Below are 25,249 nucleotides of genomic sequence, written 5' to 3'. Positions count from 1 at the left end.
AATTCCGCGGCCAACCTGGTCTCGGTGCAGGTGACCGACGCCAACACCTCGAACGATCTGACGGTGCAGCTCAACGAGCGCAACACCAACGCGATCACGGTGAAGTCGCAGAACCTGACCACCAGCGGCCAGGGCCTGCGTCTGGACTATGCGCAAAACGACTGGACCGACCGCGCCGACATCGACAAGGCGGTCGCCAGCATCGACTACGCGAAGCAGACCCTGCGGTCGTCTTCGCAGACGCTGTCGACCAACCTGAACATCATCACGACCCGTGAGAACTTCACCAAGGAGTTCAGCGACGTGTTGACGGAGGGCGCGAGCAAGCTGACGCTGGCCGACCAGAACGAGGAAGGTGCGAACCTGCTGATGCTGCAGACCCGTCAGCAGCTCGGCACCATCGCCCTCTCGCTGGCCAACCAGTCGCAGCAGTCGATCCTGCGCGGCGGCGCAAGCCGCCGCCCGTTTCATTTGGTGCGGCGCTTTCCGGCAAACGCTTCCCGCTTCCGCGCGCCGCCGAGACAAGGACCGGGTCCGTTTCATGCCTCTGAAGTTCGTTCTCCGCCCCAATGAAAAGGTCATCATCAACGGCGCGGTCATCGGGGCCGGCGATCGCCCCGGCTCTTTCTTTCTTTACAACACCGCCAACTTCCTTCGTGGACGTGAGGTGTTGAAGGAAGAGCAGATCGATTGCATTGAGAAGAAGCTCTACTTCGTCATCCAGCTCATCTATATTTTTCCGGAAGATGCGGTGCTCAACCTGCAACGCTTTGCTTCCATACTGGCCGAGACGCGTGAAGCCCGGCCGGATTGCCGTGAGGACCTCGAGGAGATCGAACGGCTGGTCGAAGCGCGCAACCACTACCGCGCTCTGAAAATCTGCCGGAAAATGTTCAAGGGCGGGTCCGAGACCTCACCCAACGCCGCCGAGGGCGCGGCGGAGAACCCGGCGGTCGATCCGGCGCCGTGATCGAAGCGGGTGTGCAGGAGTGGGGCGGTCGGTCGGCCGACGAACTTCTGACCGACGCCATCGCACAGCATCGCGCGGGGAAACTGGAGGAAGCGCGGACCCTTTACAGCCGCATTCTGTCCGCCGCCCCGTCCCACACCGATGCTCGTCACCTGTCCGGCATCGCCGCCTATCAGGCCGGTCAGCCGGGGCAGGCGGCGGCGTGCTTCAAGGCGACCCTGGCAATCGATCCGTCCTTCGCCCCGGCTTACAACAGCCTCGGCAATCTCCTGGCCGACCGGAGCCGTCCGGACGATGCGGACCGCGCCTATCGACGCGCCGTCGCGCTTCAGGACGGCTATGCGGAAGCGCTCGGCAATCTCGGCCTCCTTCTGGAGACGCAGGAGCGGATCGACGACGCCATCGCAGCTTATGAAGGGGCGCTGCGCGCCGATCCCGGTCGGACCGCCACCCGGTTCGATCTGGCCGTCCTCCATCGGCGCCGTGGCCGTTTGGAGGAGGCCGCCTTGGGTTTCTTCCGGGTGGTTCAAGCGCAGCCGGACCATGCCGGGGCATGGCGCAGCCTGGCGCTCGTGCTGCGCGCCCTCAACCATTCCGATGCGGAGCTGTGCCTGCGCCGCGCCCTGTCCGACGATCCGACGGATCGTGAGGTGGCGCGGGATCTGGGGACGCTTCTGAACGAGCGTGGCGACTTCGCCGAGGCGGCGGCGGTTCTGGCTCCGGCGGTGGATGCCGACGCCGCTCCGGACGCGCGCCTGCTCTTCCATCTGGGCAGCGCGCTTCAAGGGGACGGACGGTTGACGGAGGCGGTTGACCGCTACCGGCAAGCGCTGTTCCTGGAGCCGCTGCTGGCTGGGGCGTGGAACAATCTCGGCGTGGCGCTGCTCGACCTGGGCGACCACGCCGCCGCGGTGACGGCGTTGCGGGCGTGCATCGCGTTGCGGCCCACCGATACGGTGGCTTTCAACAACCTGGGCACCGGTCTTGACAGCTTGGACCGGCCGGACGAGGCCGCGCGCGTCTTCCAGCGTGCCCTTTCCATTCAGCCGGACTATGGCAAGGCGCTGAACAATCTCGGCAATTCCCGCCGGGCCGCACGTCGGGCGGAGGCAGCGGCGGCGCTGTATCGGCGGGCGCTGATCGTCCAGCCGGACTATCCCGACAGCTACACCAACCTCGGCAACGTTCTCAAGGATTGGGACGACTGGCAGGGCGCGCTGCGCCTGCACCGGCACGCGGTGCGTCTGGCACCGCGGAGCGCCATCGCGCTGACCACCCTGGGCCTTGCCCTGAATGTGCTGGGACGGAACCAGGAGGCGGACACCGCCCATCGGCGCGCTCTGTCCATCGACGCCGGGCATGCGGAAGCTTACGCCAACCTCGGCATGCTGCAATGGCAGTCGGCGCACGTGGCGGAGGCGGAGCGAACCCTGCGCCGCGCCCTGCGCATCGATCCGACCCTCGCCGCCGCACGGCTGAACTTCGCCCTGGTCAGCCTCGCGACCGGCAATCTTCAGGAGGGCTGGGACGCCTATCAGGATCGGTTCAAGGCAAAGGAGTATCCGGAGCGCACCATCGCGGCGCCCCTTTGGAGGAATGATGAGGCGACCGTCCACCGCCTTCTGGTCTGGCGTGAGCAGGGGGTAGGGGACGAGCTGATGTTCGCCTCCTGCTATCCCGCCTTGGCGGATCACGTGGCGGCAGGCCGGATCGGTCAGGTCATCCTGGAGTGCGACCGCCGGCTGGTCAGCCTGATCAGCCGCTCCTTTCCCTGGGCCATCGTTCGGGCGGAAACCGCGGCTCCCGATGGAACGGAGACTTTGGTTCCTCCGGACTGTGACGCCCATATCGCCGCGGGTGCTCTCCCGCGCCTTCTGCGATCGGATCTGGCGAGCTTTCCTGCCCGTCCCTGGCTGGTGCCCGATCCGGGACTCCTCACCGTGTGGCGGGAACGGCTGGCTGCCCTGGGGCCGGGCCTGAAGATCGGCATCGCCTGGCGCAGTCAGTTGATGACGACCGAACGAAAAGCCGCCTACGTCACCCTGGGCGCCTTCGCTCCGCTGTTTGCCGTCCCCGGAACGGTCCTCGTGAATCTTCAGTACGGCGACTGTGAGGCGGAGGTCGCGGCGGCGGAGGCGCGCTTCGGCGTGACGATCCACCGCTGGGCCGACCTGAATCTCAAGGATGATTTCGAAGGTGCGGCGGCCCTGACCGCCTCGCTCGATCTGGTCATCGCGCCCGCCGTGTCCACCGGCGAACTTGCGGGAGCCCTGGGTGTGCCGGCTTGGCGCATCGGCGCCCGCGACTGGACCCAACTCGGCACCGGAGTCCGCCCTTGGTATCCGACGATGCGCCTGTTCCAGCCCCACCCCGGCGAGACGCTGGAGGCCGTCATGGCGCGCATCGCCGGGACGCTGCGCGATCTGGCGCAGCCGGTCGTGACCATGACGAGCCGTTTGCCCGTGGACGTCGCGCCGTTGATTGACGAGGCTATCGCCCGCTACCGCGGCGGGGCGTTGAAGGAGGCCGAAGACCATTGCCGGACGGCGCTGGAGGCCGTGCCGGATCATCCCGTGGCCCTGCATCTCCTGGGAATCCTCCGGCTTCGCAAAGGCGATGCCGGGGATGCGGCGGCAATCCTGTCCCTTGCGGTGAAGGCCGATCCGGGCAACGCCGCCGCCCATGCCGCACTGGCCGATGCCTGTCAGGCACTGAACCGCCACGATGCCGCTTTGGCGGCGCAACGCAACGCCGTGCTGCTCCGTCCGGGCGCGGCGGAGCATTGGCTCAACCGCACCGCCCTCCTGCGGGGGCGTGGCGAGGCCGAGGATGCGGAAGCCTGCGCGCGGCGCGCCCTGCGAATTCACCCGGTGCTCGGCATGGCGCACACCCATCTGGGGCACCTGCTCGCCGAGCGCCAGGATCGGGCGGGAGCGGAGCGGAGCCACCGGCGGGCGCTCGCCCTGACGCCGTCGGAGGTGGACGCGCTGGTGAGCCTCGGCGCTCTCCTCCTGGTGGCCGACCGGCCCGCGGAGGCGGAGCGGTTGCTGCGCCGCGCCACCGCGACCGCACCGGTCGCCGCGGTCGCCTGGAGTCACTTGGGCAACGCGCTCGACCGGCTCGGTCGCGTCGACGAGGCGTTCGCCTGCCACAGCCGGGCCGTCGACCGCGCGCCGGAGATGGCGGAGGCTCAGGCGAACCTCGCCATGCACTGGGCACGGCGGCAGCGCCCGGCCGAGGCCATCGCGGCCTATCGGCAGGCCATCCGAGCCAACCCGGCGCTGCCGACCGCCCATTACAACCTGTCGCTCCTGCTCCTGGAGCAGGGCGAGCTTCGCCCCGGATGGGCGGAGCATGACTGGCGGTTCGACACCCCCCAGTTCCGCGATCAGAAGCGCCGCTTCGCGCCAAGACCCTGGCGCGGCGAGAACATCGCCTCCGCCCGCCTGCTGGTCTGGCGGGAACAGGGGGTGGGCGACGAAATCCTCTTTGCCTCCTGCTACCCCGATCTGTTGCGCCGTGCCGGGCATCTGGTGGTGGAGTGTGACCGCCGCCTGGTGTCGCTCTTCGCGCGCTCCCTTCCCGGCGCAACGGTCCGCCCGCCGACCGTGGAGCCGCGCGACGTGGACGTGCAGATCGCCGCCGCGTCCCTGCCGCGCCTGCTGCGTTCCGATTGGAAGCGGTTCCCGGCCCAGCCCTGGCTGGTGCCCGATCCCGGACGCCTGGACCGCTGGCGGGACCGGCTGGACGCCCTGGGGCCGGGATTGAAGGTCGGTATCGCGTGGCGCAGCCAAGTCATGGATGGGGAGCGCCGGGCCGCCTACGTCACGCTCGACGCCTTCGCGCCGCTGTTCGCGCTGCCGGGAGTGGTCTTCGTCAATCTGCAATACGGGGATTGCGCGGCGGAGATCGCGGCGGCGGAGACGCGCTTCGGCGTGACCATCCACCGCTGGGACGACCTGGACTTGAAGGACGATTTCGAAGCGGCGGCGGCGCTGACCACCAATCTGGATCTGGTCCTCACGCCGGCCGTCTCCTCCGGCGAACTGGCCGGCGCCCTGGGTGTGCCGGTGTGGCGGTTCGGGCACCGCGACTGGACGCAGCTCGGCACCGCCGTCCGCCCCTGGTTCCCGACGATGCGCCTGTTCCAGCCCCGTCCCGGCGAAGGACTGGATGCCGTCATGGGCCGGATGGCGACCACGCTGCGCCGGCTCTCGTCCGCGGACGGCGAACCGCCGCCCGGTGATGTTCCGATTGATCCAGACGTCCTGCTGGAAGCCGCCGCTGCCCATCATCGGGACGGGCGGCTGGCCGATGCGGCTCCTCTGTACGAGCGTGTGCTGAAGGCCCAGGCGAACCATCCGGTCGCCCTCCACCTGTCGGGATTGCTGGCGCACCAGTCCGGCGATTCCGTCGCGGGGGCCGGGCGCATCGCCCGTGCCCTGGACGCGCTTCCCGCCTACGGGGCCGCCCAATCGAGCCTGGGAACCGTGCTGCTGGCGCTTGGCCGTGCGCCGGAGGCGGTGCGCCGGTTCCGGCTGGCACTCGCCCTGCAACCGGGCGCCGCGGCGGCGCTGACCAATCTCGGCAACGCGCTGGAGGCGGCGCACGATCTGACCGCCGCCGCCGCCGCCCACCGCCGTGCGACGCTAGCCGAACCGGCGTTGGCGGAGGCGCACGACAATTGGGGCGCCGTGCTGACCCGGCTCGGCGCGTTGGAACTGGCCGAGGGGCGCCATCGCCAGGCTTTGCGCTTGGCCCCGGACCGCGAGGGCGGGTGGCTGAATCTGGGGGTGGCGCTCCGCCGGGCGGGGCGGCTGGACGAGGCACGGCGGGCTCTGGTCCGTGCGCTGGCCCTGGCGCCGGCGCAAGGGGATGCGCTGGCCAACCTGGGGCGGCTGCTGCGCGACCGGGGTGAGACCGCGGCGGCGGAGCGCTGGTGCCGCCGCGCCCTGTCGGTGGAACCGGGGCATCCGGCGGCCGCCTTCAACCTCGGGCTGCTGGATCTGGCCCACGGCAGGCTGGCGACGGGTTGGGCCGGCTATGACGCCCGCTTCCGTGCCCGCGAGCTCTCCGGTGCCGCCCGTGCCGTTCCCGTCCCCGCCTGGGCGGGGGAGGACACCTCCGGCCTGCGCCTGCTGGTCTGGGCGGAGCAGGGGATCGGTGACGAGATCATGTTCGCCTCCTGCCTGGACGAGTTGATTGCACCAGCCGCCGCCGTGGTGGTGGAGTGCGACCGGCGGCTGGTGCCGCTGTTCGCGCGGTCCTTTCCCCGCGCGGAGTGGCGTCCGGCCCCGGCGGACCCGGAAGCGCCCTGCGCCGGCATCGACCGTCACGTCGCCATGGGATCGTTGCCGCGCCGGCTGAGGCCCCGGCTGGACCGCTTTCCGCAACGCCCGTCCTTTCTGACCGCCGACCCGAAGCGGGCCGCCCACTGGCGGGAGCGGGTGGACGCGCTCGGCGCCGGCCTGAAGGTGGGAATTGCGTGGCGCAGCGGGCTGATGACGGCGGAGCGTCGCGGAGCCTACGCACCGTTGGACGCGTGGGGGCCGGTGTTCGCGCTGCCTGGGGTGGTCTTCGTCACCCTGCAATACGGCGACTGCGCCGCCGAGATCGCCGAGGCGGAGCGCCGGTTCGGGGTGTCCATTCACCGCTGGGACGATCTGGACCTGAAGGACGACCTGGACGGCGTGGCCGCCCTGATGACGGCGCTCGACCTCGTCATCACCCCGGCGAGTTCGGTGGGGGAATTGGCGGGGGCGCTGGGCGTGCCGGTCTGGAGGTTCGGGCTGCAGGGGGATTGGACGGCGCTCGGCACCGGGGCGCGGCCTTGGTTCCCGACCATGGCGCTGATCCCCGCGCCGCCGGGACAGCCGGCGTCCGGCGCCTTGCCGACCATCGCCCGCCGTCTGGCCGGGCTCCGTCCCGAGGCTGCGCCAGCCGTCGGAAAGAAAACATAAAGAAAGCCGGGAGCGAACCGTCCGCCGCTCCCGACTTTTCGAATCGGATCGATCCGGAAGGGTGTTAATTCACCCTGTGACTGGTTCTGGCCAAGCGATCAATTTCTTCCTTGAGGTGGAGCTTCTCGAGCTTCATCCGCTTGATGGCACTATCGTCAGGCCACGAACGCTTCTCCTCGTCGAGGATGGCGCGGTCGAGACGCAGGTGCTTTTCCTGCAAGGAAGATAGGCGAGCATCAGTGTGCATGGGCTGCTCTCCGTCAGATCGAACCGGCTCCTGCCAAGTCCGGCAGGCCGGAAACCATAGTGTTCACCCATCCGTGCTGCCAAACAACCCCAAACTTTTGTCCTAGTACTCCAAAGACGGGGGGTGACCGCCCCTTACGATGGGGGGTAGGACGATTCGCCGCATAGGCCCGTCTTTTGCCGTTCGTTGCGGGATTAGACCAAAAGGTGGGGCTTCCTTGCGTGGTCATACCTCGTCGGGGTTGGGGTTTGCCGCCATCCGGGCCAGCATCCGGGCGATCCGATGGACCATGTCTGCGGAGGTCTCGTCGGGGTACGACGCGATCAGCCTTTGGGTGGGAAACCAGGGCCGCACCCCGCTGCCCATCCAGGTCCAGTCCCGGCTGCCCAGCCGCCAGACCGGCACCCCCAGCGCGCCCGCCAATTCTCCGGCGGCGGTGGCGGGCAGGATGACGAGGTCGAGCGCCGCCATCAGGGCCGCCACGCCGTCCAGGTCGTTCTTCAGATCCAGGTCGTCCCAGCGATGGACGCGCCGCATGCCGTCCGGCTCGATGGAGGCCAATTCGGCGGCGCAATCCCCGTATTGCAGGTTGATGACATGAACGCCCGGCACCTCCAGCAGCGGCAGCCAGTCGGTGATGCGGGTGTAGGCGCCTTCGCGGTGCGCTGTGATGACCTGGCTGCGCCAACTGATGCCCACCTTCAGGCCGGGGCCAAGCGCGTCCACCCGCTCCCGCCAGAGGGCGGCGCGCTGCGGATCGGGAGTCAAGAAGGACGGGCGGGCCGGAAAGCGGTCCAGCCGGTCGCGCCAGAGGGCGGGCAGGGAGCCGGCGGCGATCTGCAGGTCGCAGTCCGGCGGGTCGAAGCGCTCCCGCCCGTCGGCGGTGACGGACTCCGCCCGCACGGTCGCCCATGGGAAGGCGCGGGCGTAGAGGGACACCAGGCGCGGATCGCACTCCAGAACCACGGTTCCGGCGCTGTCCTTCAGGTCGCCGAAGACGGAGGCGAACAGGATTTCATCGCCCAGCCCCTGCTCCGGCCAAACCAGCAGGCGGCGCCCGCGCAGCGGCTCTCCGTTCCAGACCGGCAGCGCGATGCGGCGCGCCCGCTGAAGCTGGCGGGCCGAGAAACGCCGCCCGTAGCCGGCCCAGCCGGTGACGAGGTCGCCGTCCGCCAGGGCCATCAGCCCAAGGTTCCAGGCGGCAAGCGCCAGTCCGGGAGCCACCCGCAGCGCGCGGTCGAGGAAGAGCCGGCAGAGAGTCGGCCGATCCGCCATCTTAGCGAGGGTGCCCAGATTGTTCAGGGTGTCGGCGGAGTCCGGCCGCAGGGTCAGCGCGTGGCGGTAATGGGCCGCGGCGTCATCGAAGCGTCCCTCCACCTCGCAGGCGTAACCCAGATTGGTGTGGGCCGCCGGGTTGGCCGGGGCGAGACGAATGGACCGGCGGTGCCAGCGCTTGGCCTCGGCCAGCCGGTCCGGCCGGTTCATGCTCAGCCCCATGTGGGTCATCGCCTCGGGGAAGTCCGGGCGCAGCGTGATGGCGCGGCGGAAACAGGCGAGGGCTTGGTCCGGGAGGTCCAGCGACTGCCGGACGAGGCCCAGATGGTTCCAGGCCGTGGGGAAATCCGGATCGGTCCGGAGCGCCGCCGCGATGTTGCGCTCCGCCTCCTCGTGCCGGCCGGCCTGATGCTGGGTCAGGCCGAGAAGGTGGAGCGCGTCGCTGTGCCGGGGCACCAGATCGAGGACCGCGCGGTAGGCCGCCATGGCCTCGTCCAGCCGTCCCGCCCGGTGCAGGGCGATGGCGTGGTTCAGCAAGGCCTCAGGATCGGCGGGAGGCGGCGTCGTTGGGGCTGAGGAGGGAGCGGCCACGCGGTCGGGAACAGGGGCCGGAGCGGGCCGCATTGCGGCAAGGGCGCGTGCCATGCCCGCCAGCACCCCGTCGAAGGTTTCGCCGGGACGTGGCTGGAACAGGCGCATCGTCGGGAACCAGGGGCGGACGGCGGTGCCGAGCTGCGTCCAGTCGCGGTGCCCGAACCGCCACACCGGCACTCCCAGGGCGCCGGCCAGTTCGCCCGCCGCCATCGCCGGGGTGATGACGAGATCCAGATTGGCGGTCAGCGCCGCCGCGGCTTCGAAATCATCCTTCAAATCCAGATCGTCCCAGCGGTGGATGGTCACGCCGAACCGTGCCTCCGCCGCCGTGATCTCCGCCGCGCAGTCGTCATATTGCAAATTGACGAACACCACTCCCGGCAGTGCGAGCAGGGGTGCCCATTGGTCCAGCGTGGTGTAGGCGCCCTTGTGCTCGGGCGTCGCCAACTGGCTGCGCCATCCGATTCCGATCTTCAGACCCGGCCCCAGGGCATCCAGCCGGCCCCGCCACAGGGCGGTGCGGGCCGGATCGGGCTTCAGCCAGGGTGTGAACTGGTCGAACGAGGCGAGCGTTCCCCGCAACAGGCCGGGCAGGCTGGCCGCCGGAATCTGAAGGTGGACATCGGGGGGAACCATGGTTTCCCGCCCTTCGGCATCCAGCGTCTCCGCCCGCACCGTCGCGCGTGGGAAGGAGCGGGCGAACAGGCCGACCAGCCGCGGGTCGGTCTCGATGGTCACCGGCCCGCCGCCCCAGGCGATCACATCGCCATAGCAGGAGGCGAACAGGATCTCGTCCCCGATCCCCTGTTCCCGCCAGATCAGCAGTCGGCGCCGGCGCAGCCCCTCGCCGCGCCACCGCGGCGCGTCGATCCGCCGGTCGGGAAGGACCCGGCCGGCGGCGAAGCGCCGTTCGTAGCCCTCCCAGCCGCGCTCCAGCCGTCCGTGCAGAAGGGCGATGACGGCGAGGTTGTCGCTGGCGCTGGCAAGGTCCGGGTCGTGGGCCAGCGCCTCCTCGTAGCAGGCTTCCGCCTTGGTGAACTGCCCCTGCGCCCGAAGCGCGTTGCCGAGGTTGTGGATGGCTTCGGCGGCGTGGGGGGTGCGGCTGAGCACCTTGCGGAAGCACTGCTCGGCCTGGGCGGGGCGCCCCAGCTTCAGAAGAACGCTGCCCAAATCGTTCAGCGTCACCGGGTTGTCGGGCGCGCGCTTCAACGCCTCGCGGTAGGCGATCTCCGCGCCCTCGTAGGCGCCCTTGCGTTGCAGGGCTGTGCCGAGATTGTGGTGGGCCTTCGGGTCGTCGGGCCGCAGCCGCAGCGCGGCGCGGGCTTGGGCCAGCGCCTCGTCCAGCCGCCCGGCGGCGCTCAAGGCGTCGCTTAGGTTGGTGTGGGCCTCGACCATCGCAGGCGCCAGCACCGCGGCACGGGCGAAGGCGTGCAAGGCGTCGGCAAGGCGGTTCTGGGCGCGCAACGCGTTGCCCAGATTGTACCAGGCCTTGGCGTAGCCCGGCTCGAGTTCCACCGCCGCGGTGAAGGCCAGTGCCGCCAGTCCCGGCAACGCCTGCGCCTGGAAGGCGTTGCCCAGATTGTGGCGCGGCTGTGCCGACAGGGGATTCAGCGCGGCGGCCATGCGGTGGGCCTCCGCCGCGTCGGCGTGGCGGTCCAGCGCGGCGAGCGCGCTTCCCAGATTGTCGTGGTAGTCGGCGACGCCGCCGGCCTGCCGGATGGCTTCCTCGATCAGCTCGACGGCGGGACCGGGATGCCCGGCCTGGAGCGCCAGCACGCCCAGCAGATGCAGCGCGTCGGGGTGGCGCGGGTCGGCGGCCAGGACGGCGCGGTAGTCGCGTTCCGCATCGGCCAGCCGGCCCGCCCGATGGTGGGCGACGGCCCGGCCGAGCCGGGAAGCGATGTCTTCGGGTGTCGTCGGCGAAGCCTGGTCTGGGGGCTGGTTCATGAGGTTCGCCTTTTCCGTCTGCCCGATCCGGCCCCGGGTTGCGGGGCATTCCGCCGGTCTGTTGCCGGAAGGAAGTGCCATGTTCCCCGGTTCCCGGTAAAGATGCTGTTAGAAAGATGCTGTTAGCCCATGCCCCATTCAGGAGCCGTTCCGTGTCCGAGCCGAGCGATCCGCCCCGTTCCCCGTCGCCGCGTCCGGGCCTGCGCGCCCGTGGCGTGGGGAGGCTGGGTGGTTTGGCCGCTCAGGCGATGCGCCTCTATGCGGAGGCCAACGGCCTGGCCTCGGACGGGCTGGCCGCGGAGGCGGAAGCGGCCTACCGCCGCACGCTGGCGCTGAACCCGCGCTTCGCGGAGGCGCACAACAACCTCGGCAACGTGCTGCGCGTCCTGGGCCGCGCAGAGGAGGCGGTGGCGGCCTATCGCGAGGCGCTGGCCTGCGGTCTCGACCATCCGCTGGTCCATTACAATCTGGCCTCGGCCCTGAAGGCGGCGGGCGACACGGCGCTGGCGGAGCGGCATTTCCGCCGGGCGCTGGTCGAGGAGCCGGCTTATGCGGAGGCGTTCAACAACCTCGCCAACCTGCTGCGCGACGGCGACCGGCTGACCGAATCCGCCACCGCCTATCGCCGCGCGCTCGCCTTGCGGCCCGCGTGGGACGAGGCGCACGACAACCTGTCCGGCGCCCTCTACCTGCTTCACGAGGAAGGGCGGCACGAGGAGGCGGCGTGGTTCGCCCGGCTGTGGCTGCGCGACCATCCCGACCATCCGGTGGCCCGCCACATCGGCGCCGCCATCGCCGGACTGGACGTCGGCGAGCGGGCGTCCGACGCCTATGTTCGGCAGGTGTTCGACCTGTTCGCCGGGGAGTTCGACGACAAGCTGCTCGGCGAGCTGGGCTACCGCGCGCCGACGCTGCTCGCCGAGGTGCTGGAGAGAGCGGATGCAAGCCTGGACGTGCTGGACGCTGGCTGCGGCACCGGCCTGTGCGGATCCTTCCTGCGGAACTCCGCCCGGTGGCTGGTCGGGGTGGACCTTTCCCCCGGCATGCTGGAGCGCGCCGCCGCCCGTGGCCTTTACGACGCGCTGGAAGAGGCGGAACTCGGTGCCTTCCTGTCGCAGCGCCCGGAAGCCTTCGATCTGATCGTGGCCGCTGACGTGCTGTGCTATTTCGGCGCGTTGAACGGGGTGCTGGCGCAGGCTGCCGCGGCGCTACGACCCGGCGGTCGGCTGGCCTTCACGGTGGAGCGGCTGGAGGAGGGCGGGGTGCCCTGGCGGGTCAGCCCGCACGGCCGCTACGCCCATACGGAAGGCCATGTGCGGGATGGACTGACCGCCGCGGGGCTGTCCATCCTGCGCCTCGCCCCGGATACCCTGCGCCACGAAAGCGGCACGCCGGTGGCGGGGTTGGTGGTGCTGGCAACGCGGCCCTGACGGGACCGCCGGCCTCAGTCGAGCATCGGCAGGCCGGTCTCGATCCGCACCAGGGCGGCGAGCAGCGGGGCGCCGATGTCGCGGCGGACGAAGTTGCTCGCCCGGTCCGCGGCGTTGAGCGAGCCCTGGAAGCTCTTGCGCCAGCGGTCGTCGCCGTACATCACCTTCTCCGCCTTGGCCTTCTGGGCGAGCAGGCCGGGGCGGCGCCCGGCGGAATCGTCCACCAGACGGGTCAGCCGCTTCATCAACTCGTTGGCGCTGGTGGGGTCGCCGCGCTTCAGCGCCGCCTCGATCAACTCGGCCAGGGCCTCGCCTCGGATGTCGAGGTCCTGCACCTGCTCGGCGTATGACAGCGCCACCGAGGCGTCGGAGCGTCGGGCGATGCGGCCCAGCACCGCCGGGATCGTCCAGGGATTCTCGTCCTGCACGGTGCGCAGCAGGCCCAGCGCCAGATTGGTGTCGCCCAGCTCCGCCGCGGCGACGGCCAGCTCCGGCGGGCAGCAGTCGGTCTTGGTCTCGCGGAACTTGGAGAACTGCGTCTCCACCGTGTTCAGGAACAGGGTGCGGGCCGCCCCCTCCTTGCCGGCGCGCAGCAGCGTCTGGGCGACCAGACCCAGCTCCCAGCTGCAGTTGCGGGCGGTGGCGTAGGCCTTGGCCTCCTCGGCGAGCTGGCCGGCCAGCGCCATGTCGCCGCGCCACGCCGCCGCCTTGGCGATGTCGGCGAGGTTGTAGATGCGGGTCGAGCATTCCGGGATCTGCCGGGTGATGTCGAGCGCGAGCTGGCTCTGCCCCATCAGGGCGAGCGCGCGGGCGACGAACAGGTCCTGGCCGGCCCCGTCGGACGCCGCACCACGGCGCACCGCGCTGACGAAGGGGGCGATGATCTCCTTCGACCGCGCGGTGTCGCCGATCGTGTTGTAGGCGACGGCCAGCGACAGCCAATCCCAACGGGCGGCGGTGATCGGCGTTTCCACCGGGGGCAGCATCTCCGCCACCCGGTGCAGGAAGCACAGCGAGGTCATCGGCTCGTTGCAGACCAGCGAGCGGATGCGCGAGCGGAACTCGAAGAAGTCGAAGTCGCCGACGAACTGGTTGGTGACGAGCTGGACGGCCAGCGCGCTGTCCGGATACTTGACGACGATCTCGTTCAGCAGCCGGTCCGCCTCCTTCAGGAAACGGCTTTCCTCGGCGATGTCGTAGGTGTTGTCCGCCTGCCGGATCATCTGCATCGCCTGGACGAACAGGCGGTTGGCCGGACCCTGGTCGGGCAGCGGCTGCTGCTGCGCCATCGCCGGGGTGCCGGCGCCCCCCGCCGCCACGGTGAACGCCGCCAGCGCCATGAGCAGGCTCATGGCGGCGGAGGCGGCAAGACGGCGGGCGAGGGCGGGCAGGATGGCCATGGCGGTGCGGAAACCCTGGTGCGCTAGAGGACGCGGGCGTAGTTGACGACACGCTGGACGTTCGGCAGCGTGCGGGCGTGCTCGATCACGCGGTCGAGCTCGCCCTGGTGGGTGGCCAGACCCATGAGATAGACGACGCCGTTGACGGTATCGATGCTGAAATTCTGGCTATGAATCTGCGAATCGAAGGTGAGCTTCGTGCGCAGTTGCGTCGTGATCCAAGTGTCGCGGGCGCTGTCCATGATGCCCGAGTCCGTGTCCACCTGGATCTCGTTGATGACTTCCTTGACGCCTTCCACCTGCCAGCACAGGCGCACGGCGTCGAGGCGCATCTGCGCGTCGGTGGCGCGGCCGGTCAGCAGCACGCGGCCCTGATCGACCGTCAGGCCGATGCGGCTGTGCATCTCCAGCGAGTGCTGGAACCAGAGGTGGTTGATGCGGGCCTTGATCTCGGTGTCCGAGGCGAAGCCGGACAGGCCCCGATGTTCGCTGGCCGCGACGACGGCGGTGCCCCCGGCGGCGCCCAGAACGACGGGCGCGCAGCCAGACGCAAGACCCGCGACAGCGGCCATTCCGACCAGCGCCCAAAGGCGGCCAAACCCTGACACGCTCTGCCTCCGATCCCCGGCCCGCCGAAAGAACGGGCGGGCGGAAAAAGTCATGCCGCAGGTGCGTTGGCAATGGGGAATCTTGGGAGTGTCAGGCTTCATCGTGGTTTTGTCCCAGGGTGATGCACGAATGTTTCACTCGCTGCGAGCGCGAAGGAATCCGGTCTAGGCGAAGGGGGCGCGCGTTACCAGCCCAGCGATTTCGCGCGCGAGAACGCGGGCGATCTTCTGCCGCGCCTTGGGGTCGCGCAGAATCGCCTCGTCCTTCGGATTCGACAGAAAACCGGTCTCCAGCAGAACGGACGGGATGTCCGGAGCCTTGAGCACCGCGAAGTTGGCTGAACGCATCGGGTTGTCCAGCAGCAGCATGTCCTTCCCGGCCCCCTTCACGATCGCATGCCGGGCCACCAACGCCGCGTGCTTGGTGTGGCGTGCCGTCAGGTCGAGCAGGATTTCCTTCACGGCCTTCTTGGCGTCCTTCACGTCGACCCCGCCCAGCCGGTCGACGGCGTTTTCCTTGTGCGCCAGGGCCGCCGCGAAGGAGTCGGAGCTTTTCTCGGACAGGGTGTAGGCGGACAGGCCGCGGGCCTCGCGGTTGGGCGCGCTGTCGGCGTGAATGGACACGAACAGGTCGGCCCGCGCCGCGCGCGCCGCGTCCACCCGCTCGCCGAGCGACAGGAAGCGGTCGCCGTCGCGGGTCAGCGTCACCCCCAGCTTGTGCTGCCGGGACAGGAGCCGCCCGACCTCCTGCGCGATGTGCAGGGTGATCTCTTTTTCCTGCGTGCCGCGGGCGCCGATGGCCCCTGGATCGATGCCGCCATGGCCGGGGTCGAGCACCACCATGCGTTGCCGCGCCGCCGGGCGGGGCTTGGTCTGGGCACCCGCGGCGTGCGGGAACAGCAAGGCGCCGGCCCCGGCGAAGGGGACGGTCAGCGCCAGTTGAAGAAGACGTCTGCGTTCCATTCGCCCCTGATTCCGCAAGGAGTTGGGGCCGCCGAAACCAAAAATCCCGAGCGCGATCGGAAAGGCGGCGTCCGGCCCGAAGAAGCTTGTGGTTGAGCCCAAGGTGTGAGCGTTAACCAATGGGGACGCGCAAAAGGGTTGTCAAGGCTGGGCGGGTTAGCTCCGCCAAATGTCGCGGCCAAGCCGTCATGGAGGAGCATTCCGACCTATGAAGATTCGACTCTTTCCAAGAATTCCTTGATGATAACTGCCGAAAGCGCTAAAATTTTAGAAATAAGCTCGGGAGGTGGCGATGTTGAGGAAAGCCTTGTTCAACATCATCCGGCAGGAGCAGCGCGAGGTCGAAGACGAACTCGAAAAGGAAGAGCGCCGCACGGCTCCCGACGTCGGTCGGGTGGTCGCGTTGCAGCGAGAGGTCACCGATCTGCGACGGGAACTGGAACATTACCGCGACGTGTGATCGCACGAATACGAACGAATCCGTCCACCGACCCCTTTCCTGCACCGGCGGGAAAGGGGTTTTCTGTATTCACACGCGCTTTTGCGATGCCTGTGCGGCGCAATATTTTGATTCTGCATCGCAGCATAGTTCTGCTTATTTTATGTGCAGTGATCGGGCGTCGTCTTAAGCCTTGACTGGAAATTAATCACACCAAAGCCGCAAAATCGCGGAACCGGTTGATCCAAAGCAATGGACCCAGCGGAAGCGCTTGGCAGACTTCCGGGGTAGCCTGTTTGTCACAGGGGCGATTCATCCCATCCGGCCAAGCACATGAATAGGCCGGAGCGGCGGGTTGCGGGTAAGGGCGAGACCGACGACGAACCGCTGGCACGCCGGTTGCGGAGTGCCAGTCCGAACGCTCCCTGCTCCCTGGATGGAGGGCTGCCCGATGACGAACGCTGTTTCGGACGCCTTGGCCGAAGACGCCCAGAACGTCCCCGTTCACTCCCTCGTGCCCACCGTGCGGCGCCGCCGCGGCGGCCAATTGACCGCCGGACTGTCGCTGGTTTCGCAACGCTACCTGCTGCTTCTGCGCTTTGCGGTCGTCAACGCCGCGGGCTTCACCCTTCTCGCCGCCGCCTGGGCGGAAGGGCTGATCGACCCGATCATCACCACCGACAGCACGCATCTGTGCCTGCTGATCCTCCTGGTCTTCCTGGCCGGGCTGGGGCTGTCGGCGCAGCGCATCCTGCGCACCAGCCGTGAATTGAACCGCGCCAAGGAGTTCGACCCTTCCGTCCCGTCGCGCGCCGCGCGCTATCTGGCGGAGGTCCGCGGACGGGATTCCGGGGCGCGGTCGATCGCCGCTTCCTCTTTGAAGTTCAAACTGTCGGCGCGCATCGGCACGGTGCGGCAGATCTCCTCGACTCTGGTGATCCTCGGTCTGATCGGGACGGTCATCGGCTTCATCATGGCCCTGTCGGGAGTCGACCCGGAAAAAGCCGGTGACGTCGCCGCCATCGGACCGATGGTGTCGAAGCTGATCGAAGGCATGGCCGTCGCGCTCTACACCACGCTGGTCGGCGGCGTCCTGAACATCTGGCTGAACATCAACATCGGCCTGCTGTCCGGCGCCACGGTGAACCTGATCACCGAGATCGTCGCCGTGGGGGAACGCCATGCAGGCCCTTGACCAGTTCGAGGAGGACGACGCTGGCACCGTCTTCCGCGACGTCATCACGCTGGCGCTCTGCGGCTTCGTGGCGGTGGTCATCCTGCTGCTTCCCCACATCCGGCCGGAGGCGAAGCAGGCCGACACGGCGGGCGTCGCGGCACCGGGCAACGTGATGGTCGAGGCCCGCTGGCCCGACGAGCTGGACGCCGATGTGGACCTGTGGGTGGAGGCTCCGGGCGACGTGCCGGTCGGCTATTCCAACAAGTCCGGCGTCATCTTCAACCTGCTGCGCGACGATCTTGGCCGCAACGCCGACCCGACGAAGCTGAATTACGAGGCCAGTTACAGCCGCGGCATTCCGCCCGGCGAATATGCGGTGAACCTGCACCTCTACCGCAACAAGGCGACGGTCTTCCCGGTCCCGGTCACCGTGGTGGTCAGCGCCAAGCGGCCGGACGGCGACAACGCGCGCCAGCTCCTCGCCACCACCGTCCAGCTGGACCGGGAGGGGCAGGAACTGACCGTCTTCCGCTTCAAGCTGACGGAGTCCGGTGAGTTGGTCGGCGACAGCGTGCACAGCCTTTACAAGCCCCTGCGCAGCGGGAGGAAATCATGACCCAACTGCTCGACTTCCAGGTCGCCGCGGTCGCGCTGGCCGCGACGCTCGCCACCATCGCCATCTGGGCGCCGCGCCGGCTGTGGGTGAAGGTGTCGGCGGTCGCCGTCTCCATCGGCTTCATGCCCGTCGCCTACGCCGGCATGGCCGACCTGCTGAGCAAGCCGAAGCCGGTCCGCATGGAATGGGCGCAGAGCGCCGCCGCCCAGGCCACCATTCTGGGCGCCCAGATCAAGGAGGGGCAGGGGATCTACCTGTGGCTCCAGCTGGAGGGCGGGGCCGAGCCGCGCTATTACAAGCTGGCCTGGGACCAGACGCTGGCCGAACAGCTCCAGCAGGCCATGCGCGAGGCGGAGAAGAACCGGTCCGGCATGGCGATGACGCTGCCCTTCGAAAACACGCTGGACCCCGACAAGCCGAAATTCTACGCCCTGCCGCAGCCCCAGCTTCCGGAAAAGAACGGCGAAGAGGGCGGGCCGGGGCCGATGGTCTACCGCCACCCCGGAATGGACGCCTGACGCGCTGGACGCGACCGGATTGTGACGCTGGGGACGGGTTCACTCATCCCAGCTTCACATACCCCCGCTCGATCACCCGTTCCGCCGCTTCGAAGACCGCCTGCATCTCCTCGTAGGCGCGGCGGACGCGGGCCAGTTCCTCGATGGCGGCGGCGTTGGGGTGTCGGTGATCCGCCACCTTCAACCCGGCCCGCAGATAGTCGGCCCGCAGTTCCGCCACCCGTACGGCCATGCGCAGGAAGGAGGTCTGGTTGAGGTTGGGAAGCTCGCGCCCCATCACCTCGCAGTTCGCTTCCAGGACCGCCGCTTCCATGTTTTCCAGGAAGTGCATGATCCGGTGCCGCGACGTGCTTTCCGCCGCTTCCGGCGTCAGCAGCTTGTCAACCTTGCCCTTGGCGTATTCGCCGATGATCTTGCCGCCCATGCCCATGGCTCGCCTCCGCGGTCGGCCCAATGCCGAAACGGTGCATTGTCGCATGGGAATCCTTACCAAATGCTGCCGAAGGGGCGTTCCGGTATTCCCACATTGCACGATGCATCCCGCGGACGATCGTGCTACGGAATCCGCCCTTGATTCCAGGTCGCAACGGTAGGCGCGAATGTCCGGCACCGCTTCTGAATACATCCTCACCGTCTCGTGCCCCGATGCCGTGGGCATCGTCTACGCCGTGTCGGGCTTCCTGGCCGAGCGGTCGTGCAACATCATCGACAGCGCGCAATTCGGCGACCGCGGGACCAATCTCTTCTTCCTGCGCATCCATTTCTCCGCCGAGCCGTCGGGGCCGTCACAGGCGGAGCTTGAGGCGGCCTTCGCCGAGCAGGTGGCCGAGCGTTTCGGCATGACCTGGAAGCTGCACGACGCCGGGCGGCGCCAGCGTGTGCTGATCATGGTCTCGAAGTTCGGGCATTGCCTGAACGACCTGCTGTACCGCTACCGCACCGGCTATTTGCCCATCGAGATCCCGGCCATCGTGTCCAACCACCGCGACTTCTACCAGCTCGCGGCGTGGCACAACATTCCCTTCCATTACCTGCCGGTGACCAACGACAGCAAGACCCAGCAGGAGGCCCGTCTGCTGGAGATCGCGGAGCAGGAAAAGATCGATCTGGTCGTGCTCGCCCGTTACATGCAGGTGCTGTCTCCGGCCCTGTGCGAGCGGATGGCCGGGCGGGTCATCAACATCCACCATTCCTTCCTGCCCAGCTTCAAGGGCGCCAAGCCGTACCATCAGGCGCACGCCCGCGGCGTGAAGCTGATCGGCGCCACCGCCCATTACGTCACCTCGAACCTGGACGAGGGTCCGATCATCGAGCAGGAGGCGGAGCGCGTCGATCACACGATGACGCCCGACGACCTGGTGGCCATCGGGCGCGACATCGAGAACATCGTGCTGGCTCGGGCGGTCCGCTATCATGTCGAACACCGCGTCCTGCTGAATGGCGGACGCACCGTGGTCTTCAAGTAGGCGGTCTTCAAGTAGGCGGTCTTCAAGTAAAGCGGTCTTCAAACCACGCCGGCTGGCCTCCGCACCCCTCTCGGAACCTCAATGCTTCATGGCGAGCGAGGCTTCCTCGGGATGGGGGGTGAAGACGGCGCGGGTGATCGCCTGTTCGATCTGCTCGCGCGTGAAGGGCTTGGGGATCACCGGGCCCAGATGCTCCACCCCCTGCTTGGCCAGCTCATTGGGGAAGGCGGTGACGAAAATCACCGGCAGGAAACGTTGGCGGCGAAGTTCCCGCGCCACCTCGATCCCGTTGTCGCCGTCGGCCAAACGGATGTCCATCAGGGCCAGCGTCGGCGAATGGCGGGAGGCCAGCGTCAGCGCCTCGTCCATGGTGGCTGCATTGCCGCAGACGGTGTGGCCCATGCCGCGCACCGTCTCTGCCAGATCGAAGGCGATGATGGCGTCGTCCTCGACGATCAGAATCGTTGCCGTCAGCTTCGACCGCACCCGCTCGCGCGCGAAGTTCAGCCGCTCCACGGCGTCTTCCGGGGCGATCCCCAGCACGGTGGCGGCGTCCGCGACCGGCAGGTCCTCCAGGTTGACCAGCAGGTAGAGCCGGCGGTCCATCTCGTCCAGACTGTGCAGCGCGGCTTCGACCGGATGGGCGCCGGGAGCGCCGGCCCGAGCGCCGGAACTGTCCTGCAACTGGTTCAGGTGCCGGTAGAGCGAGCCGCGCGAAGGGCCCGCCGCCGCCGGCCCGTCCAGGTACCATTCCAGCGTGCGCGTCACCAGGGCATCCCCCTGCTTCGACGTGCCGGTCAAGGCTCGCGCATAGCGTCGCAAGTAAGGCAGATGTTCCATCAGGTGGCGGGTGTTGTGATCCATGACGTTTTCCCCGTACCTCCAGCCAGTGCGGACCGCCGAGGTGCACCGGCTTGCCTGCCGCGTTTTCCGGACTTTGCCGAATGTTCCCGTCCGATCGCTTACAAAGTTAATTTCATATGGCGCAGTTCGCGCCGTATCGGGAGTGACGACGAAAGGGTTATTCGGGATAGCTTGATTGGATTAAGCCGCCTAACCGATCGGGCAGAGCTGTACTTCTTTTGCTTGGGCGCAAGGTCTCTTGGGTCAGCGCACGGCCGTTGGGTTCGCTGCCTGTGCGAGGGGAGTGGAACAATCGGCAAGGGACGGTTGTTGGGAAAGCCAATGGTGTGATTCCTCCCTGAACCGCCAGTCACTGCCGCCGCAGCGCCTGTCCCAACGGGGACGCGCCGGCGGCGTTTTTTTGCGGGGCAGCGAAAAAAGCAAGCGGGTGGGCTTGCGCGGGGATGAGTGCGATATTACTGACTGTCCCCGGCGTCGCGCACCGGTGGCGGAACGGCTTTGAAGCCGCCCGGCACCGCCTCGCCAGACCCATGCCTGTCGAACCGCGTATGCCAGAGCCGCGTATGACCGAACCAGACTTCGATCCGCCAGATTCAGATCCGTCGGTGACCGATGGCATGCCGCCGGACGAACTGGCGGATTTCCACGCTTGGCGGCAGCGCGTGGTCGGCACCAACATTTCCGACAAGACTCTGTTGGCGACCGACTATCTCAATCACTTCAACGAAATCGTGATGCTGATCGAGATGATTCCGGACATGCCGGACATGCTGGAGGAATGCCTGATCTGGCAGCCCAAGACCTATCAGGAGCATTTCCGCGACAGCGGCTTCTCGGACAAGGACTTGGCCATCGAGGCGTACGGCCACGTCCCTGCCAAGTTCAAGCGGCCCTTCGAGGACACCATCGCCCAGGCGCATCAGGTGGTCCGCCACACGCTGGAGCGCGTGTCCGTCGACATCCAGGATGGGGCGAGCGACAAGCTGCGGATGGACTGCCAAACCTCCGTCGCGATGATCCACCGAATCATCCAGGTCGCCAATGGCATCATCCACGGCACCGCCCACGTCATGGAGCAGGCCGAAATCGACTTGTATCTGAGCGCCGAGTAGGCTGCGTCGCGCTCGGGATGAAAGCGCCCGAACCCTGCGCAGATGATTATTGCTTGTGCACCAAGCATTCTTTCCTTGCATGGCTCAAAAGCCGAGCGTCCAACTACAGTAAGCCTTCGAACGAAGAGGAGGCGGCGCTGCGGCGGATGCCTCCCACCGGGAGTGGAGACAGACCGTGAAGGGACCCGCCACCGCAGCGGCCGAAGCATCGGCCGGGGCGCAGGGGGACGTGTCGGTCGATGTGGAGGCAGCGGCTGACCTTGCCGCCTCCCCGGAGATGCGCCTCTGGTTGCGTCTTTCGGCGTGCGCCGTTCTGATCGGCGCCCGGCTGCGCAGCCGTCTGCGCGACGAGTTCAGCACCACCCAGCCGCGTTTCGACCTGCTGTGTCTGCTCGACCGCCAGCCGGAGGGGCTGACGATGGGAGAACTGTCGAAGCGCATGATGGTCACCAACGGCAACGTCACCGGCATTGTAGAACGGTTGACCACGGACGGGCTGGTTACGCGCGCCGCGGCGTCGAATGACCGTCGCATGCAGTTCGTCCGGATCACTCCCGAAGGCAGCGCCCTGGCGCAGGCCATCGCGGCGGCGCAACGCCGCTGGCTGGCCGAGCTGACGGGGGGAATGCCCCACAGCGACGTGGTCCAGTTGATGGGGCTGTTGGGAAAGCTCAAGAACACGGTGCGCGGCGGAGGCGTCAGGGGATGATCCGGTCCGGTCATATCGACAGTTTCACCCGCGACCGGCTGCCGCCGCCGGAGCAGATGCCCGATTTTTCCTACGACCGGCCCGAACTCACCTATCCCGAGCGTCTCAACGCCGCCGCGGCCCTGCTGGACGTCTGGCGGGAGCGCGGCTGGGACGAACGGCCCTGCGTCATCGGAAACGGCGACGTCTGGAGCTATGGCCGCTTCCGCGACACGGTGGACCGCATCGCGCGCCTGCTGACCGAACGGTTTGGCATCGTTCCGGGCAACCGGGTTCTGGTGCGCGGGACCAACACGCCGATGCTCGCCGCCTGCTGGCTGGCGGTGCTGAAGGCCGGCGCGGTGGTGGTGCCGACCATGCCGCTGCTGCGCGCGACGGAATTGGAAAGCATCATCGAGCGCGCCGCCGTCTCGCTGGCGCTGTGCGACGCGCGCTTCGCCAGGGATCTCACCGCGGCGGCGCAATCGATGGGCGGAGGGATGCCCGTCGTGACCTTCAACGGCGGCGACCTGGAGGGGCGGCTGGAGGAAACAGACGCCGGCTTCGCCGCGGTGGACACCGCCGCCGACGACGTGGCGCTGATCGCCTTCACCTCCGGCACCACGGGCAAGCCCAAGGCGACCGCGCATTTTCACCGCGACCTTCTGGCGGTGGCCGACCTGTCGCCGCAATCGCTGCTGAAGACCGGCGGCGACGACGTGTTCTGCGGCACGCCGTCGCTCGCCTTCGCATACGGCCAGGGTGGGATGCTGCTGTTCCCGCTGCGGGTGGGGGCGTCGGTCGTGCTGCTGGACCGGGCCACGCCGGAACGTCTGCTGGAGATGACCGCCCGGCACAAGGCGACGGTGATGTTCACCGTGCCGACCGTCTACCGCGCCATGACCGCGCGCATCGAGGAGGAACCGGCCCTGGCCGATGGGCTGCGGACGTTGCGCGCCTGCGTCTCGGCGGGGGAGCCGCTGCCCGCCACCACGCTGGAGGGCTGGCAGGCGGTGACGGGGATGGAGATCCTCGACAGCTTCGGTACCACGGAGATGCTGAACGCCGTCCTGCATTCGCCGCCCGGCGCCGTCCGGCCCGGCGCCACCGGGACGGTGGTTCCGGGATACGAAGCCCGCGTGGTCGACGACAGCCTGACCCCGTTGCCCCCCGGCCAGATCGGACGGCTGGCCGTGCGCGGCCCGACCGGCTGCATCTATCTGGACGACCCGCGCCAGGAGAACTACGTGCAGGGCGGCTGGAACCTGACCGGTGACGCCTTCCGCATGGATGAGGACGGCTATTTCTGGTATCACGCGCGGACCGACGACCTGATCGTCTCCGCCGGCTACAAGATTTCCGGCTTGGAGGTGGAGGACGTCCTGCTTGGCCACGAGGCGGTGGAGGAATGCGCGGTGATCGCGGCGCCCGATCCGCTGCGCGGCTCCATCCCCAAGGCCTTCATCGTCACCCGCGACGGCGTGCGGCCCAGCGACGATCTGGCGGAACGGCTGCAATGCTACGTCAAGGACCGGATCGCCCCCTACAAGTACCCCCGCGCGGTGGAGTTCCTGGAGCAGTTGCCGCGGACGGAAACGGGCAAGATCCAGCGCTACAAGCTGCGGCAGAGGGAATGGGTCGAGAACGAGGATTGACCACAGACCGGGCGGCCCACACACCGTTGGTGCAGTTCCTGCTCTTCGCGGTGGTCGGCTGCGCCGCGGCGGTCGGCCATTACGGCGTGCTGATCGCCCTGTCGGAACTGGCGGCGGCTCCGCCGGTCCTGGCCTCGGCGGCGGGATACCTCGTCGGCGGCGTCATCAGCTACCTGCTGAACTACGGCCACGTCTTCCGCAGCGAGCAGGATCATCTGCCCACCGCCACGAAGTTCGTGGCCGTCGCGGCGGTTGGGCTGTGCGTGAACAGCGCCATCATGTGGGCCTTGGCGCAGCGGCTGGGCCTGCATTACCTGCCGGCCCAGCTCACCGCCACGGCGCTGGTGATGCTGTGGAGCTTCGGTGCGAACCGCTATTGGACCTTCAAGGCCGGATCGCCTGCCGGCTGAACATTGGGGCGGGCAATGAAGGAATGGCGGTGCGGCGTCGGGCCGATGTTCTTCGCCAGACGATCGCCCCGCAACCCGGCGGCGGACAGCCGGGCCTGCAACTCCACCGGCGTATAGGTGGAGAAGCCGGCCTCGCGCCGGATGCGGCGGTAGTCGGACAGGGCCATGCGCCCCAGCCCCATCAGCGCCGCCATCAGGAAGCCGTGCCGGCGCGCCATGCCGAGCTGGCTGGCGATGTCGCGCAGCATCGGCGTGTCGGGCTCCACCACGTCGGCGATCAGGATGCGCCCCCGTGCGCCGATCAGATGGCGCCACCGGTGAAGGACGCCCTCCAACTCCTCGCGCGGGATGTATTGCAGCACGGAGACGGCCAGCACCAGATCGACGCTGCCCGTCGGCAGGGCGGCGAGGTCATCGTCGTCGAGAACCCGGATTCCCAGATGGCCGGACAGCCGCTCACGCAGGCGTTGCCGCACCGCAGGGGCGGCGTCGTACAGCCAGACGTTTCGGCAGCGCTTGGCCATCGCCTCCGCCGCCAGCGCGTCGCCGCAGCCGAAATCCAGGACGGTCCCCCCCTCTGGAAGATGGGCGTCGAGGTCGTTCTGCAGGCAGGCGAAATGCGCTTCCAGATTGCGTTGATTCGCGTAGATGGCGTTGGGCCGGTTCCAGAAATCGACCCAGCCGCTGGAACCCCGGCCGCCCGGTGGCCCGGACGTCATCCCGTTGTTCCGCCCGTTGTTCAGCATGTCCCGCATCCCTTTTTGTGGGCCGTTTCTTGCCGAGGGGAGCGTGTTGTTCGTCTCTTCACAGGGAAGAGCCCCCTCGATCCGACCGTGTCGTAATCATGGTAAGTGCGAACAATCGGAACGGTCAAGAATGACCGGCGGGGACTATGCCGCCAGGGGAGGGC

Annotated in this window: 21 protein-coding genes; 13 read left to right on the top strand and 8 right to left on the bottom strand. The window is 68.3% G+C overall.

Translation table 11 applies throughout. From position 1 onward, the window contains the following. The 3 genes from AC1DVI_RS04900 to AC1DVI_RS04890 form a co-directional block, all read left to right on the top strand. On the top strand, nt 1-573 hold a 573-nt coding region (locus tag AC1DVI_RS04900; protein WP_476956978.1), incomplete at its 5' end, for a flagellin. After that, nucleotides 542-970, top strand: a complete 429-nt coding sequence (locus tag AC1DVI_RS04895; protein ID WP_149168131.1) for a flagellar biosynthesis repressor FlbT — start codon at nt 542-544, stop codon at nt 968-970. The genes AC1DVI_RS04900 and AC1DVI_RS04895, both read left to right, overlap by 32 nt. After that, entirely contained in the window at nt 967-6,930 is a 5,964-nt protein-coding gene (locus AC1DVI_RS04890) for a tetratricopeptide repeat protein (protein ID WP_476956977.1), read from the top strand. The genes AC1DVI_RS04895 and AC1DVI_RS04890 overlap by 4 nt, the downstream gene beginning before the upstream one ends. A gap of 64 nt (nt 6,931-6,994) precedes the next feature. Here AC1DVI_RS04890 and AC1DVI_RS04885 read toward each other — a convergent pair whose 3' ends face one another. Further along, nucleotides 6,995-7,177: a YdcH family protein gene (locus AC1DVI_RS04885; RefSeq protein WP_040134215.1), complete on the bottom strand. Its 183-nt coding sequence runs from the start codon at nt 7,175-7,177 to the stop codon at nt 6,995-6,997. A gap of 225 nt (nt 7,178-7,402) precedes the next feature. Further along, nucleotides 7,403-10,993 (bottom strand): tetratricopeptide repeat protein, encoded by a 3,591-nt coding sequence (locus AC1DVI_RS04880; protein ID WP_476956976.1) that lies wholly within the window; start codon nt 10,991-10,993, stop codon nt 7,403-7,405. Nucleotides 10,994-11,145: 152 nt separating this feature from the next. Here AC1DVI_RS04880 and AC1DVI_RS04875 point away from each other — a divergent pair, with 152 nt between their 5' ends. Further along, on the top strand, nt 11,146-12,423 hold the full coding sequence (locus tag AC1DVI_RS04875; RefSeq protein ID WP_476956975.1) for a class I SAM-dependent DNA methyltransferase: 1,278 nt from the start codon (nt 11,146-11,148) through the stop codon (nt 12,421-12,423). A gap of 14 nt (nt 12,424-12,437) precedes the next feature. On the opposite strand, the gene AC1DVI_RS04870 is transcribed toward AC1DVI_RS04875, so the two are convergent. From AC1DVI_RS04870 to AC1DVI_RS04860, 3 genes are all read right to left on the bottom strand, one after another. Then, complete coding sequence (locus tag AC1DVI_RS04870) at nt 12,438-13,823, bottom strand: hypothetical protein (RefSeq protein WP_476956974.1); 1,386 nt, start codon at nt 13,821-13,823, stop codon at nt 12,438-12,440. Nucleotides 13,824-13,846: 23 nt separating this feature from the next. Next, on the bottom strand, nt 13,847-14,395 hold the full coding sequence (locus AC1DVI_RS04865; RefSeq protein ID WP_244621374.1) for a BON domain-containing protein: 549 nt from the start codon (nt 14,393-14,395) through the stop codon (nt 13,847-13,849). A 201-nt stretch (nt 14,396-14,596) separates the two neighbouring features. Then, on the bottom strand, nt 14,597-15,394 hold the full coding sequence (locus AC1DVI_RS04860; protein WP_476956973.1) for an N-acetylmuramoyl-L-alanine amidase family protein: 798 nt from the start codon (nt 15,392-15,394) through the stop codon (nt 14,597-14,599). A gap of 307 nt (nt 15,395-15,701) precedes the next feature. On the opposite strand from AC1DVI_RS04860, the gene AC1DVI_RS04855 reads away from it, so the two are divergent. From AC1DVI_RS04855 to AC1DVI_RS04840, 4 genes are all read left to right on the top strand, one after another. Continuing rightward, on the top strand, nt 15,702-15,854 hold the full coding sequence (locus AC1DVI_RS04855; RefSeq protein WP_158282581.1) for a hypothetical protein: 153 nt from the start codon (nt 15,702-15,704) through the stop codon (nt 15,852-15,854). 430 nt (nt 15,855-16,284) lie between these two features. Further along, on the top strand, nt 16,285-17,028 hold the full coding sequence (locus AC1DVI_RS04850) for a MotA/TolQ/ExbB proton channel family protein (protein WP_476956972.1): 744 nt from the start codon (nt 16,285-16,287) through the stop codon (nt 17,026-17,028). Then, entirely contained in the window at nt 17,015-17,626 is a 612-nt protein-coding gene (locus AC1DVI_RS04845; RefSeq protein WP_014198652.1) for a hypothetical protein, read from the top strand. The genes AC1DVI_RS04850 and AC1DVI_RS04845 overlap by 14 nt, the downstream gene beginning before the upstream one ends. After that, nucleotides 17,623-18,144, top strand: coding sequence for a hypothetical protein (locus AC1DVI_RS04840; RefSeq protein ID WP_149168125.1), 522 nt, complete (start codon nt 17,623-17,625; stop codon nt 18,142-18,144). Before AC1DVI_RS04845 ends, AC1DVI_RS04840 begins: the two co-directional genes overlap by 4 nt. 43 nt (nt 18,145-18,187) lie before the next feature. On the opposite strand, the gene AC1DVI_RS04835 is transcribed toward AC1DVI_RS04840, so the two are convergent. Beyond that, entirely contained in the window at nt 18,188-18,574 is a 387-nt protein-coding gene (locus tag AC1DVI_RS04835; RefSeq protein WP_149168124.1) for a hypothetical protein, read from the bottom strand. 169 nt (nt 18,575-18,743) lie between these two features. On the opposite strand from AC1DVI_RS04835, the gene purU reads away from it, so the two are divergent. Next, a complete protein-coding gene (gene purU / locus AC1DVI_RS04830; protein WP_476956971.1) occupies nt 18,744-19,610 on the top strand; it encodes a formyltetrahydrofolate deformylase in 867 nt (288 codons plus the stop codon). Nucleotides 19,611-19,688: 78 nt separating this feature from the next. Here purU and AC1DVI_RS04825 read toward each other — a convergent pair whose 3' ends face one another. After that, nucleotides 19,689-20,474, bottom strand: a complete 786-nt coding sequence (locus AC1DVI_RS04825; protein ID WP_476956970.1) for a response regulator — start codon at nt 20,472-20,474, stop codon at nt 19,689-19,691. A 563-nt stretch (nt 20,475-21,037) separates the two neighbouring features. Here AC1DVI_RS04825 and AC1DVI_RS04820 point away from each other — a divergent pair. The 4 genes from AC1DVI_RS04820 (at nt 21,038) to AC1DVI_RS04805 (ending at nt 24,339) form a co-directional block, all read left to right on the top strand. After that, nucleotides 21,038-21,586, top strand: a complete 549-nt coding sequence (locus tag AC1DVI_RS04820) for a hypothetical protein (RefSeq protein ID WP_476956969.1) — start codon at nt 21,038-21,040, stop codon at nt 21,584-21,586. 175 nt (nt 21,587-21,761) lie between these two features. Then, nucleotides 21,762-22,295 carry a MarR family winged helix-turn-helix transcriptional regulator gene (locus AC1DVI_RS04815; protein ID WP_476956968.1) on the top strand — a complete coding sequence of 178 codons (534 nt, stop codon included), beginning with the start codon at nt 21,762-21,764 and terminating at the stop codon, nt 22,293-22,295. Continuing rightward, nucleotides 22,292-23,929, top strand: a complete 1,638-nt coding sequence (locus AC1DVI_RS04810; protein ID WP_476956967.1) for an AMP-binding protein — start codon at nt 22,292-22,294, stop codon at nt 23,927-23,929. Before AC1DVI_RS04815 ends, AC1DVI_RS04810 begins: the two co-directional genes overlap by 4 nt. Next, entirely contained in the window at nt 23,926-24,339 is a 414-nt protein-coding gene (locus AC1DVI_RS04805) for a GtrA family protein (RefSeq protein ID WP_149168117.1), read from the top strand. The genes AC1DVI_RS04810 and AC1DVI_RS04805 overlap by 4 nt, the downstream gene beginning before the upstream one ends. Here the strand turns inward: AC1DVI_RS04805 and AC1DVI_RS04800 are convergent. Further along, nucleotides 24,303-25,085 (bottom strand): class I SAM-dependent methyltransferase, encoded by a 783-nt coding sequence (locus tag AC1DVI_RS04800; RefSeq protein ID WP_476956966.1) that lies wholly within the window; start codon nt 25,083-25,085, stop codon nt 24,303-24,305. The two genes, AC1DVI_RS04805 and AC1DVI_RS04800, sit on opposite strands and share 37 nt — an antisense overlap. Between the last annotated feature and the right edge of the window lie 164 nt (nt 25,086-25,249).

This window comes from Azospirillum sp. P4_B5 (assembly GCF_056402275.1).
The sequence above is the reverse complement of the archived record's forward strand: the minus strand, read 5'-3'. Positions and strand labels throughout refer to the sequence as shown.